Genomic DNA, 13,466 nt, shown 5'->3' on the forward strand with positions numbered 1-13,466 from the left:
AAGACCATGTCCGTACCAGAAGAGCCCGAAGCCACTGCCGCGGTACCGTTGCTCGCGCCAGTGGAGGGTGTGCCGCCGGTATTGGACAGTGCTGCCGAAATCACGGACGCCGCGCGCCGCTTGGCCGCCGGTACCGGGCCGCTCGCGGTCGACGCCGAACGCGCCTCCGGATTCCGTTACTCCAATCGCGCCTACCTGATTCAGTTGCGGCGCGCGGGCTCGGGCTCATTCCTCATCGATCCGATTCCGCTCGACGGAGATCTGGAACCGCTCGCGGACGCCATCAACGGGCTGGAATGGGTGCTGCATTCGGCCGATCAGGATCTGCCCGGACTCGCCGAACTCGGGCTCTATCCGGCCAAGCTCTTCGATACCGAACTCGGTGGGCGGCTCGCCGGATATGAGCGCGTCGGGCTCGCGGCCATGGTGGAGAACCTGCTCGGGCGCGAACTGCGCAAGGGGCACGGGGCCGCCGACTGGTCGACCCGGCCATTGCCCGACGACTGGTTGAACTACGCCGCGCTCGATGTGGAACTGCTGCTCGAACTCCGGGACGCGGTCGCGCTCGAGCTCGATGAGCAGGGCAAGACCGATTGGGCGGCACAGGAATTCGAGCACGTCCGCAATGCCGAACCGTCCGCTCCCAAATCGGATAGATGGCGGCGCACCTCCGGAATCCATACGCTGCGCCGGACCCGGCAGCTCGGTATCGTCCGCGAACTCTGGACCACCCGTGACCGCCTGGCCCGGCTGCGCGATGTGGCCCCGGCCCGCATCCTGCCGGACTCCGCGATCGTGGCGGCCGCCAATGGCGAACCCAAATCCATCGCACAGCTGCGCGCCCTGCCCGTGTTCGGCGGACCCCGGCAGCGCCGCTACTCCCGGGAATGGCTCGGTGCGATCGAACGCGCCCGGGCGCTTCCGGAATCCGAACTTCCCCCGCTCACGCAGCCCTTCGACGGCCCGCCCCCGGTCAACCGCTGGGAACGCCGCGATCCGGCCGCCGCGGCCCGGCTACAGCGCGCCCGCTCGGCGATGAGCGATCTCTCCACCGAGGTCTCGGTCCCCATCGAGAACCTGCTCACCCCCGACCTGCTGCGCCGCATGTGCTGGGACGGACTCCCCCGCACCGCCACCAACGGTGAAGCCCCGGCCCTGATCGACGACTTCCTCTCGGCCGGCGGCGCTCGCCCCTGGCAGCGGGAACTCGCGGTCCCCCGCCTCACCGAAGCGCTCTACCCGGCCGAAGAGAAGGACTAGCTGCCCGTCAGTCCTCGAAAACAGGTGGTCTGCGGTCGCGGCGGGCTCGGATGGCCTCGTCGAAGTTTTCGGTGGTGAGGCGGACGTACAGCTGGGCTGTGCCCTCGTGCTGCATATGGGATTCGAAGCTGCTTGCTTCCAGGCCGCTCCACAGCATGCGTTTGGTGAGTTCGGTGCCGACTCGGCTCCAGCGGATGATTTGATCCGCGGTGTCGTAGGCCGCTTCCAGGAGTTTGTCGGCGGGGACCACGCGCGAGACTATGCCGATGCGTTCGGCTTCGGCGGCATCCACGTCACGACCGGTGAGCATGATTTCGAAGGCCCGAGTGGTGCCGACCACGCGGGGCAGCAGGTAGCTGATGCCGAGTTCGGCCGAGGTGAGGCCGTTATTGATGCCCGCGGCGCGGAAGTAGGCGTCCTCCGAGGCGATTCGGATATCCGTGCCGACCGCGAGGCAGAAGCCGCCGCCGATGGCCGCGCCGTTGATGGCGCTGATCACCGGCTGATGCATGCGGCGGATGGTGAGCATCACGTTGTTGAGCAGTTCCATCGAGCGGCGGGCGACCGTGGTTTTGGTCAAGCCCTCGACACCGGGGACGCGGCCCGCGTGTTGCAGATCCGCACCCGAGCAGAAACCGTGGCCCGCACCGGTGAGCACGACCACGCGAACCTCGTTGTCGGCGGCGACCGCCTCCAGGGTTTCGCGGAGCGGGATCATGACGTCGAAGGCCATGGCATTCATTCGCTCCGGGCGGTTGAGCGTCACCAGGGCGATCCCCGGGCGCGGCTTCTCGACCAGTACGAAGGCGGGATCGCTCGACGCTGGGCCATCTACGGACATGCAAGACTCCTGACCGAAAACTGTAACCGGTTCTAGAATCTACGCGAGATGCGCTGCGGCGTATATGAAAAGCCGCGGAGATGAGAGAGCGGACGATATCCGGAGATATCGCCCGCCCAGCTCGAACAGTTCAGCTCGAGAACAACTCGCTATTCCGCGACCGCCCGCGCGGTGGTGCGGACCGCCTTACCGCCCTCGGCTTCGGACATCGCGATATCCGCCTCGGCGCTGTCACCGAGCCAGCCGTGCACGCGCTGCGCGATATCGCCCGGCGTCAGACCCAGATCGTGATGGATCTGCGCACGCTTGGCGTGATCCAGGAACTGCTGCGGCACACCGAGATCGCGGGTGGCGACATCGACTCCGGCGGTGCGCAGGCGCGCGGACACCGTACTGCCGATACCGCCGTGCAGACCGCTGTCCTCCAAAGTGACCACCAGCCGGTAGTTCTCGGCCAGCTTCACCACGGTGTCCGATACCGGCAGCACCCAGCGCGGATCGACGACCGTGACCGAAACCCCTTCGGCCGACAGCAGATCCGCGACCTTCAAGGCCAATTCGGCGAACGCGCCGACCGCGACCAGCAGCACATCGCCGCGCGCGGACTGCGCACCGGAGTCCTCACCCTGCGGCAGGCGCAGCACATCCACGCCCTCGAAGCGCTCGACGGCGGAAATATCCTCCGAGACAGTGCCCTTCGGGAAACGGATGGCGGTGGGGCCGTCGCTGATGTGCACGGCCTCGCCCAATTCCTCACGCAGTGTGGCCGCATCGCGCGGGGCTGCCACGCGAATACCGGGCACGATGCCGAGCACCGAGAAATCCCACATGCCGTTGTGCGAGGCACCGTCGTCACCGGTGATACCGGCGCGGTCCAGCACCAAGGTGACGGGCAGTTTCAGCAGTGCCACATCCATCAGCAGCTGATCGAAGGCGCGGTTCAGGAATGTGGAGTAGATGGCCACCACCGGATGCAGCCCGCCCAGCGCCATACCGGCAGCGGAGGTCATAGCGTGCTGTTCGGCGATACCGACGTCGAACATGCGCTCCGGGAAGCGTTTTCCGAACGCGGACAGACCGGTCGGACCGGGCATGGCGGCGGTAATGGCGACAATATCGTCCCGCTGCTCGGCCTGCTCGATGAGCTCCTTGGAAAACACCGAGGTCCAGCTGGTGCCCGGGGAACCGCCGACCGGCTCACCGGTCTCCGGGTCGATGCGGTTGATGGCGTGCATCTGATCGGCCACATGGTCTTCGGCGGGCTTGTAACCGCGACCCTTCTGCGTGACCACGTGCACCACCACCGGACCGCCGAAATCCTTGGCGCGCCGCAGCGCGGCCTCCAGGGCGACGGTGTCGTGCCCGTCGACCGGGCCGACATACTTCAGCCCCAGATCGCCGAACAGCTCCTGCGGTGCGACGGCATCCTTTATGCCCGTCTTCAACGCGTGCAGCATCGAATAGGCCGAATCCCCCACGCGCGGAATGGACTGCACGATGCGCTTGGTGGCGTCCAGGGCCTGCTCGTACGCGGGCTGCATGCGCAACCCGGCCAGCCGCTCGGCGAGACCGCCGATGGTCGGCGCGTAGGAGCGCCCATTGTCATTGACCACCACGACAACCGAACGGTCCTGCCCGGCGGCGATATTGTTCAACGCCTCCCAGCACATACCGCCGGTCAGCGCGCCGTCGCCGACGACCGCGACCACGCTGCGCTTCTGCCTGGTGAGCCCGAACGCCTTGGCCAGACCATCCGCATAGGACAGTGAGGCCGACGCGTGCGAGGACTCGACCCAGTCGTGCGGGCTCTCGGCGCGGCACGGGTAGCCCGACAGGCCACCTTCCTTGCGCAGCGTGTCGAACCCGTCCTTACGACCGGTGAGGATCTTGTGCACGTAGGCCTGATGCCCGGTATCGAAGATGATCGGATCGGCCGGCGAATCGAAGATCCGGTGCAGCGCGATGGTCAGCTCCACGACGCCGAGGTTCGGACCCAGGTGCCCGCCGGTGACGGCGACCTTCCGCACCAGGAACTCGCGAATCTCCTCGGCCAACTCGCGCAGCTCCGGTATCGAAAGCCGACGCAGGTCCTCGGGCATGTCGACCCGGGAAAGCACTCCCACGGCTATTGCTCCCTCCGGATGTCTCCTGTGATTGCAACAGTCTACGGAGACCCGACCGGCCCCCAACGCCAGGAACTGAACTCCACCTGCGACATCCGCAATAGATGTGAGGCTCCACACACATTACCCGGATACAGTGGCCCAGTGGTCCCCCCAATTCCGGCCACTATCGGCCCAGCTCGCGTGTCGCACGGCGTGGTCGCGCGCATCATCGACGAAGTGTACGAATTGTGCCGATCCGATATGTCCGGTGAGCTGGCCGACTACATCCCGGAACTCGCGGCGGTACAACCGGATTCATTCGGCATCTGCCTGGCTACGGCCGACGGCCAGGTGTACGGCAGCGGAGACCTGGACACCGGCTTCACGATTCAGTCGATCTCCAAACCCTTCACCTACGCACTGGCATTGGCCGATCGCGGCATCGCCGCCGTGGCCGAGCGCATCGACGTGGAACCCACCGGGGAACCGTTCAATGAAATCAGTCTGGACCCCAAGACACAGCGGCCGCGCAATCCGATGATCAACGCGGGCGCGATCGCGTCCGCGGGGCTCGTCGACGGTCGTGACGCGGCCGACCGGTTCGCTCGGATACAACGCAGCTACAGCCGATTCGCCGGCCGTGAGCTTCGGCTCAACGAGGCCGTCTACGCCTCCGAGGCGCGCACCGGCTACCGCAATCGCGCCATCGGCTATCTGCTGCGCGGAGCCGGAATCATCGACGGCGATCCGGACGAGGTGGTGGATCGCTACTTCCGGCAATGCTCCATCGACGTCACCTGCCGCGACCTCGCCATCATGGCCGCGACGCTGGCCAACAACGGCGTGAATCCCTTAACGCACGAACGCGCGCTGTCCCGGCCGCTGGTCGAGCAAGTACTCAGCGTCATGACCACCTGCGGGATGTACGACGCGGCGGGCGACTGGGTGACCACCGTCGGGCTACCCGCCAAAAGTGGTGTGGGCGGCGGGATTCTGGCGGTGCTGCCCGGGCAGATCGGCATCGCCGTGTACTCACCGCGATTGGACGCGCACGGCAGCAGCGTGCGCGGCGTCAAGGCGTGCCGGGAGCTCTCGCACCGGCTGGGTCTGCACTTCCTGCATGTGACCCGGGCCGCGCACACCGCGATCCGCACCGCGTACACCGTCGCCGAAGCGCCCTCGCGATTGCGCCGCGACGCCGACGAATTGGACGTACTGCGCCAATGGGGTGAGCGCGCACAGATATTCGAACTGCACGGCGATCTACTGTTCGCGGGCGCGGAATCCACGGTGCGCGCGGTGGAGGCGGCCTCGCTGTCGGGGAACCTGGAAGCGCTGGTGCTCGATCTGCGCGAGGTCGCCGATGTGGCGGAGATCGCGGTGCGCATGCTCGACGATCTGCAAGCCGAACTCGCCGCGGCGGGATGCCGGGTGGCGCTGGTCGATCCGGAAGCCAAACTCGGGCATATGGAATCGAGCCTGGATCCGGCCGATCCGCGCGGGCGGGTATTCGCCGACCGCGACAGCGCCACCGAATGGTGTGAACAACTGATCATCGACAAATACCGGCCGGAGGATTGCACACCGTCGGCGGCATTGCGGATAGAACAGCATCCGGCGCTGGCCGATCTGCCCGATGAGGAAAGGCAGCGGCTGGCCAAGGAATTCGAAATCCGCACCATCGCGCGCGGGGAACGCATCATCGCCCGGGACAGTCCGCGCGCCGGACTGTTCCTGATTCTCGACGGACGGGTGCGGGTGAGTTTCGAAGACCGCGACGGTCGTCGGCATCGGCTCATATCCCTCTCCCCCGGAATGTCATTCGGTGAGATATCCCTCCTCACCGGCGTTCGATTCAGCAATGACATCTATGCCGAGAACACGGTTCGGCTCGCGGTGCTGCCACCGGACAAATTCGATGAACTGACCCGTCAAGCGCCGGAAGTGAAACTCGCGCTGCTGGAACGCCTCGCCACGGCCGCCTATGCCCAGGCCGATGCCGCCGTCCGAGCGCTCGCGGCCCACGGCGGCGTCTGACCCCGCGGCCGGGCGCGGCGGACCAGGCGGAACCATCGCCCTCGGTAGCATCGACTTGCCCTGGCAGCTATCGAGGAGGACCGCCGTGCCCAGCACCGGAATCGACACCGGCAGCATTACGATCTACGGCTCCGGAAGCGCCACCGACATACCGGATCTCATGCGCGTGACCATGTCGATCGAGACCAAGGCCGATACGGTCGCGCTGGCCTACGCGGCTGCCGGGGAGCGCACCAACGCGCTCATCGAATCGCTGCGCGGGGATGGGGTGCCGGGGCGGGACATCTCGACCAGCGGCCTGTCGGTACGCACCGATACGGTGTGGACCGAGGCCAATCGAGAGCAGGTCGTCGGATACGTCGCCAGCACCTCACTCACGGTCACACTGCGCGATATCGCCGCGGCGGAGAAAGCCGATGCGAACGGTGGCCCGGCGGCGATCATCGCGCACGCGGTCGAGGCGGGCGGCAATGACGTACGACTGGGCGGACTCTCGCTGACGGTGAGCGATCCCGAAGCACTGCTCACCCTCGCCCGCGATGCCGCCTGGGATCACGCCCTGGACAAGGCACAACAGTACGCGCGCCGGGCGGGCCGCAGCCTCGGACCGGTACTGGAAATCACCGAGGACACCTCCGGGCCGTCGATCCCCATGCCCCGCATAGCTTTCGCCGCCGCCAAGAGCGATATGGGCGGAGCCCCACCGATTCCCGTCGAGTTCGGCGAGAGCGAACTCAACGCCACGATCAAGGTCACCTGGCAATTGAGCTGAACCACATCCCTGTCCACTAGCCGAAGCCGGATTGTGCTGTACCCGAAGAACATTCGTTTCCGGGCATAAACTCACCAGGTGAGCGATGCACAGCGGGAATGGTGGACCAACCTCGGGAACATAGGGTTGCTGATCCTGACGGTGCTCGCCTACGCCGGGGCGGACGAGGCATGGGACGCGCACGCGTGGCCCCTGGTCGTACTGCTCGGCTGTGTGATCGCCGTCTGCGTGGTATTCCTCACCCGGGCGATCATCGAAGCGATCATGCTGGTGGCATTCGCCGTAGCGGCACTGTTCGGAACCATTGCCGTCATATGGATCTGGCTATCAGAAATCTATCTGCGAAAGCAGCGTCGCCGCGCGGGTCGCGGTGAGTTGGATGCGGAAGCGGGTGGCGTCGGCTCTGGTGCGGTGGGGGTACGGGTTGACCGAGGTGAGCAGGCGCAGGTCGCGGAGTAGGCGGGTGCCTTCGCGGACCGAGAGGCGGGCGGTGTCGATGAGGTGGCGGACGTTCTTGGTGCTGTCCAGGTCCTGGGTGCCCGCGGCGTAGGCGGTGAGGTGGTCCAGCGCGGATCTCAGGTGTTCCTCGCAGGCGGTGTAGTCGCGGCGGGCGTACGCCTTGCTCGCCTGCTGTAGCTGTTCCAAAGGTGTTTGCTGACTGCGCAATTCGAGTTCGGTCTCGATCAGGGCCAGTTCCTCGGCCAGGGCGACCGGGAGCCGGTGCGTGGGTCTGAGGCGACAGCGCAGGGTGGCGTCCGGGGCGGTGCCGCCGACGGTTTCGATGCGCAGCTGATAGCCGTCGACCAGCAGCGCGGCGCGCAGGGTGCTCAGCCACGGCGGAAGTTGTTTGCGCTCCAGGGATTCCCCGCGCAGGAACTTCTGCGCGGTCACCTCGACCAGATTCAGCAGTGCCTGATCGGCGTCGGCATTACCGGCCAGCGCCGCCATGCGCGCACCGTAGACGGGGGTGACCAAACGGCCCCAATAACTATCGCTGTTGACCCACATCTCCACGGTGTACTCGGGGCGCTTGAGGTCCACGCTCAAGAGCAGGCCCTCGAGCGAGTAGAACTTGGCCTGATCCCCGTAGATCAGTTCCACCACCGACGCGAGCGTCGGGTCGGACAGCGTAGTCATGACCGCTATCTTGGCGGATGCCCGATAGTGGGTGCAGCACGGCCCGCTTCCGGCGGGCAACCGGAGACGGACTCTGCCGCAATACGATCCGGGTCAGCGCTCCAGCACCGCGATGCACTCCACATGGTGGGTACCGGGAAAAGCATCGAAGACGCGCAGGCCAGCGGGGTTGTACCCGGCGCTGCGATAGAGCCCGAGGTCACGGGCGAAAGCCGCTGGATCACAACCGATATGGACAATTCGGCGCGGTCCGCGTTCGGCCAATGCCGCGACGACCTCCTTGCCCGCACCCGCGCGCGGCGGATCCAGGACCACCACATCCGGTGCGGTAGCGGGCTGTTCGACGATCCAGCGCTCCACCCGCTCGGCCCGCAACTCCACCCACGGCAGATCCCGCAGCGCCGCTTTGCCTTCGGTGACGGCGGTGCGCGCGAACTCCACGCCGTGCACCGCGCCGCCCGCCCCGACCTGCTCGGCCAGCCGCGCCGCGAATACCCCGACACCGCTGTAGAGATCCCATGCCAGCGCATCGGACGCGGCATCGGACCACTCGGCCACCACATCCGAATACCGTTGCGCGGCACCGTAATGCGGCTGCCAGAACCCGGTGGCGGACAGCTCGAACCGACGACCGGATACATACTGCACCGTCCGGCCGCTGCCGTCGATGACGCGTTCGGCGCGCGGACCGCTCGCAGCCGCGCGGCGAGCAGCAGTACTACTGCGATCCCCACCGTGCCCACCGCCCTGGCGGCCACCACGCCGATCCCCGCCACGACCCGCGCGCCCGCGATCCTGCCGACCGCCGCGCTCGGACTCCACCGGAGCCAACTCGATCAGATGCCGCATCCCGTCACCGTCAACGGCCACAACAAGATCCGCGCCCGGCGTCCACTTGCGATCGGCGATACCCTCCATCGCCCCCGCCATCGGCTGCGGGCACCGCAGGTCCGCGATCACATCCGTGCTGCGATAGCGATGCACCCCGGCGCGACCGTCCGCATCCACCACCAACCGCACCCGCGACCGCCAACCGGCCGTATAAGACTGCGGCGCAATCACACCCGATGGCCGGTCCGGAGAACCGAACTCCGGGCCTCCGAGAATAGGAGCGCCCCTTCCGATCCCGGCATCATCACCTGGACCGGAGATGAAGTCGCGTACCCGTCCCGCCGCGATGCCCTTCACACGGCCTGCGGCAAGGCCGCTTCCACGGCCGGGCGCGGTGGCACCCGCGCGAGCCGCTTCGGCGTCCTCGCCATAGGCCGCCACGGCTCCTCGAACCCTGATCGCGGCGCTGCCCCGCACTCCCCCTACGGCACCGGGTCTGGCACCCGCAGCGGAGCCGGTCGCCGGGAGCAGCGGGGCCGCCGCGCCGTACACCGGTGCCGGGATCACCTCGACCTCGAAGTCCGGCTCCCAGTCGGCGAGTCGGCGCAACTGCTCGGAAACGACGGTGGCCTTCAGGGCGCGCTGGCCCTCCGGGCTGGCGTGTGCGAAATCGCAGCAGCCCGCGCCACCCGGACCGGAGACCGGGCAGGTGGGGTCGATGCGGTCGGCCGAGGGCTCCAGGATCTCGACGGCGTCGGCGCGGCAGAAGGATCCGCCGCGATCCTCGGTGACCCGCGCGCGCACCAATTCGCCGGGCAGACCGTGGCGGACGAAGAGAACTCGGCCCTCATGGCGGGCCACGCAGAAGCCGCCGTGGCCGGGCGGGCCGAGCCGAACCTCCAGAATCGAACCGCGCCAGTCCTCTCGGCTCACTACTCGTCTCCGAATCCGCGCCGGACCGAACCGGGCGCATTGACTTCACGACCCGCACGGGCCTTGACCGATGAACTGAGCTGCCACGGCACCGAGGTCACCATGACACCGGGCTCGAACAGCAGGCGGCCCTTGAGCCGCAACGCACTCTGGTTGTGCAGCAACTGTTCCCACCAGTGGCCGACCACGTATTCGGGGATGAACACGGTCACCACATCGCGCGGGGAATCCTTGCGCACCCGCTTCACGTAATCCACCACCGGCTTGGTGATCTCACGATACGGCGATTCGATCACCTTGAGCGGCACCGAGATATCGCTGCGCTCCCACTCCCGCACCAGCGCGCGGGTATCGGGCTCATCGACATTCACGGTGATGGCCTCGATGGTGTCCGGCCGGGTGGCGCGCGCGTAGGCGATGGCCCGCTTGGTGGGCAGATGCAGTTTGGACACCAGCACGATGGAATGCGTACGGCTGGGCAGCACGCCGTCCCATTCGGTCTCGTCCAGCTCGCGCGACACCGTGTCGTAGTGCCGCCGAATGAGTTTCATGATGCCGAAGATGGCCGCCATGGTGACGATCGCGATCCACGCGCCCGCCAGGAACTTGGTGATCAGCACGATCACCAGCACGGTGGCGGTCATGGTGAGGCCGACCGCGTTGATCACCCGCGAGCGCTTCATGCGCATGCGCTGCGCCGGATCGGTCTCGGTGCGCAGCAGCCGCGTCCAATGCCGCAGCATGCCGGTCTGGCTCAGCACGAACGAGACGAACACGCCCACGATGTACAGCTGGATGAGCTTGGTCACCTCGGCCCCGAAGAGCACCACGAACGCGATGGCCGCGCCCGCCAGGAAGATGATGCCGTTGCTGAACGCCAGCCGATCACCACGGGTGTGCAGCTGACGCGGCAGGAACCGATCCTGCGCCAGGATCGATCCCAGCACCGGGAAACCGTTGAACGCGGTATTGGCCGCCAGCACCAGGATCAGCGCCGTGACGATGGTGATGAAGTAGAACCCGGCCGGGAAGCCGTGGAACACCGCGCCCGCCAACTGCGCGACGAGGGTCTTCTGCTCGTAGCCCGCGGGCGCGCCGATCAGATCCGCGGTGTTGTGCGCGTAGACGATGCCGACCTTCTGCGCCAGCACGATCATCGAGATGAACAGCGACACCGCGATGACACCGAGCAGCAGCAGCGTGGTCGCGGCATTGCGCGACTTCGGTTTCCGGAACGCGGGCACACCGTTGCTGATGGCCTCCACACCGGTCAGCGCGGCACAGCCGGAGGAGAACGCGCGGGCGATGAGGAAGACGAACGCCAGCCCCATCAAATGCTCGTCCTCGGCCTTCAACTCGAATCCGTAGGACTCCGCGTGCACCTGATCGCCGAGCACCTCGATCCGGAAGAAGCCCCAGATGAGCATGAGGAACATGCCGATCATGAACGCATAGGTCGGAATCGCGAACGCGGTGCCCGATTCCCGGACACCGCGCAGATTGATAGCGGTCAGAATCACAATCGCCGCGACCGCGAACAACACCTTGTGCGTGGAGACGAACGGCACCGCGGAACCGATATTCGACGCCGCCGAGGAAATCGACACCGCCACCGTCAGCACATAATCCACCAGCAGCGCACTGCCGACGGTGAGACCGGCCGTCGGCCCGATGTTCTTGGTGGCGACCTCGTAATCACCGCCGCCCGATGGATAGGCGTGCACATTCTGCCGATAACTGGCCACCACGACCGCCATTACCAGCGCGACCGCCAAACCCACCCAGGGCGCGTAGGTGTAGGCGGAAAGCCCGGCCACCGACAGCACCAGGAAGATTTCCTCGGGCGCGTATGCCACCGATGACAAAGCATCGGAGGCGAAGACCGGGAGCGCGATTCGCTTGGGCAGCAGGGTGTGCCCCAGGGAATCACTACGGAATGGGCGGCCAACCAGCATGCGCTTGGCGGCCGTCGTCAACTTCGACACTTTGGTGAGCATAAGGGAGTGCGCGACCCGTCGCGTCCACGGCGCGGCACGTTGGGGTGACGGACCGTAGTGTGGCGCGTGAAAGCTCACGTTCCGGTTTGGATACCGGCCGGAGGGGGAAAATGCCTCGGGAAAAACTCGAGCGGTACGGTAACCAGACCGCACACCACGGTTTTCGGGAATGGGGTTCGCACGGTGTACGTAGTGATCATGGGGTGTGGACGAGTGGGGTCCTCACTCGCCCGGGCCCTGGTCCGCATCGGCCACGAGGTCGCGGTGATCGATCAGAATTCGAGCGCCTTCCTGCGACTGGGCCGTGATTTCCCCGGATTGTGCATCACCGGAGTCGGATTCGACCGGGATGTCCTGACCCGCGCGGGCATCGAACGCGCGGGCGCGTTCGCGGCCGTGTCCTCCGGCGACAACTCGAACATCATCTCCGCACGCGTGGCCCGCGAGACCTTCGGCATCGAGCGCGTGGTCGCGCGCATCTACGACGCCAAACGCGCCGCCGTATACGAGCGCCTGGGCATTCCGACCATCGCCACCGTGCCCTGGACCACCGATCGCTTCCTGCGCACGCTGGTGGCCGATCAATCCACCACCACCTGGCGCGATCCCACCGGCACCGTCGCGGTGACCGAGATCCCGCTGCACGAGGAGTGGTACGGCCGCACGGTCACCTCGCTGGAGAGCACCATCGGCGCGCGCGTGGCCTTCCTGATCCGCTTCGGCCAGGGCGTACTGCCGAACTCCAAAACGCTGCTGCAGGCCGATGACACCGTCTACATCGCCGCCACCTCCGGCACCGTCGGTGAAGCCGTCGCGCTGGCCGGTAACGCCCCCGCTAGCGAGGACTGACTCATGAAGGTAGCCATTGCGGGCGCCGGCGCCGTCGGCCGATCCATCGCCCAGGAGCTATTGCGCGGCGGGCATCAGGTGATGCTGCTCGAGCGCCGCCTCGATCACATCGATCCCACCGCCGCGCCCACCGCGGTCTGGACGCACGCCGATGCCTGCGAGCTGGCCACGCTCGAAGAGGCCGGGCTGGAATCGTACGACGTGGTCATCGCCGCCACCGGCGATGACAAAGTCAATCTGGTGTTCGCCCTGCTCGCCAAGACCGAATTCGGGGTCGGCCGGGTGGTCGCGCGGGTGAACGATCCACGCAATGAATGGCTGTTCGATTCGTCGTGGGGTGTGGACGTCGCCGTCTCCACGCCGCGACTGCTGGCCTCACTGGTCGAGGAGGCCGTCTCGGTGGGTGATCTGGTGCGGCTGATGACCCTGCGCCAGGGTCAGGCCAATCTGGTCGAGATCACCCTGCCCAGCGATACGCCGTTGGCGGGCAAGGCCGTTCGCACCTTGAAGCTGCCGCGCGATGCCGCGCTGGTCACCATTCTGCGCGGCGGCCGGGTCATCGTGCCGCAGGCCGATGATCCGCTGGAAGGGTCGGACGAATTGCTGTTCGTCACCTCCGTGGAGGCCGAGGACGATCTTCGGAAAGCCCTCGGCGTCAACGGTTTCGGCAGCCCGGTCGGCGCAACCGCCTGATACCTGCCTTC

Annotated in this window: 10 protein-coding genes; 5 read left to right on the forward strand and 5 right to left on the reverse strand. The window is 66.8% G+C overall.

The genetic code is table 11. From position 1 onward, the window contains the following. Positions 1 to 6 precede the first annotated feature (6 nt). Entirely contained in the window at positions 7 to 1,260 is a 1,254-nt protein-coding gene (locus ACFC0O_RS05245) for an HRDC domain-containing protein (RefSeq protein WP_375954002.1), read from the forward strand. Between the two features lie 7 nt (positions 1,261 to 1,267). Here ACFC0O_RS05245 and ACFC0O_RS05250 read toward each other — a convergent pair whose 3' ends face one another. Next, positions 1,268 to 2,101 (reverse strand): enoyl-CoA hydratase, encoded by an 834-nt coding sequence (locus ACFC0O_RS05250; RefSeq protein ID WP_375954004.1) that lies wholly within the window; start codon positions 2,099 to 2,101, stop codon positions 1,268 to 1,270. A 149-nt stretch (positions 2,102 to 2,250) separates the two neighbouring features. After that, positions 2,251 to 4,224 carry a 1-deoxy-D-xylulose-5-phosphate synthase gene (gene dxs, locus ACFC0O_RS05255; RefSeq protein ID WP_375954005.1) on the reverse strand — a complete coding sequence of 658 codons (1,974 nt, stop codon included), beginning with the start codon at positions 4,222 to 4,224 and terminating at the stop codon, positions 2,251 to 2,253. A gap of 144 nt (positions 4,225 to 4,368) precedes the next feature. Here dxs and glsA point away from each other — a divergent pair, with 144 nt between their 5' ends. Both glsA and ACFC0O_RS05265 read left to right on the forward strand, forming a co-directional pair. Continuing rightward, positions 4,369 to 6,243 carry a glutaminase A gene (glsA, locus tag ACFC0O_RS05260; protein ID WP_375954007.1) on the forward strand — a complete coding sequence of 625 codons (1,875 nt, stop codon included), beginning with the start codon at positions 4,369 to 4,371 and terminating at the stop codon, positions 6,241 to 6,243. An 85-nt stretch (positions 6,244 to 6,328) separates the two neighbouring features. Then, entirely contained in the window at positions 6,329 to 7,015 is a 687-nt protein-coding gene (locus ACFC0O_RS05265; RefSeq protein WP_375954008.1) for an SIMPL domain-containing protein, read from the forward strand. 327 nt (positions 7,016 to 7,342) lie between these two features. On the opposite strand, the gene ACFC0O_RS05270 is transcribed toward ACFC0O_RS05265, so the two are convergent. The 3 genes from ACFC0O_RS05270 to ACFC0O_RS05280 form a co-directional block, all read right to left on the reverse strand. After that, complete coding sequence (locus ACFC0O_RS05270; protein WP_375954010.1) at positions 7,343 to 8,152, reverse strand: hypothetical protein; 810 nt, start codon at positions 8,150 to 8,152, stop codon at positions 7,343 to 7,345. 93 nt (positions 8,153 to 8,245) lie between these two features. Next, complete coding sequence (locus tag ACFC0O_RS05275) at positions 8,246 to 9,916, reverse strand: class I SAM-dependent RNA methyltransferase (RefSeq protein ID WP_375954012.1); 1,671 nt, start codon at positions 9,914 to 9,916, stop codon at positions 8,246 to 8,248. Then, entirely contained in the window at positions 9,916 to 11,901 is a 1,986-nt protein-coding gene (locus tag ACFC0O_RS05280; RefSeq protein ID WP_364631716.1) for an APC family permease, read from the reverse strand. The genes ACFC0O_RS05275 and ACFC0O_RS05280 overlap by 1 nt, the downstream gene beginning before the upstream one ends. Positions 11,902 to 12,096: 195 nt before the next feature. Between ACFC0O_RS05280 and ACFC0O_RS05285 the strand changes: the two genes are divergently transcribed. Both ACFC0O_RS05285 and ACFC0O_RS05290 read left to right on the forward strand, forming a co-directional pair. Beyond that, positions 12,097 to 12,762, forward strand: coding sequence for a TrkA family potassium uptake protein (locus tag ACFC0O_RS05285; RefSeq protein WP_364631713.1), 666 nt, complete (start codon positions 12,097 to 12,099; stop codon positions 12,760 to 12,762). A 3-nt stretch (positions 12,763 to 12,765) separates the two neighbouring features. Next, positions 12,766 to 13,455, forward strand: a complete 690-nt coding sequence (locus tag ACFC0O_RS05290) for a potassium channel family protein (RefSeq protein WP_375954014.1) — start codon at positions 12,766 to 12,768, stop codon at positions 13,453 to 13,455. The last annotated feature ends 11 nt before the right edge of the window (positions 13,456 to 13,466 follow it).

The organism is Nocardia sp. NPDC056100 (assembly GCF_042266325.1).
Classification (GTDB): domain Bacteria; phylum Actinomycetota; class Actinomycetes; order Mycobacteriales; family Mycobacteriaceae; genus Nocardia.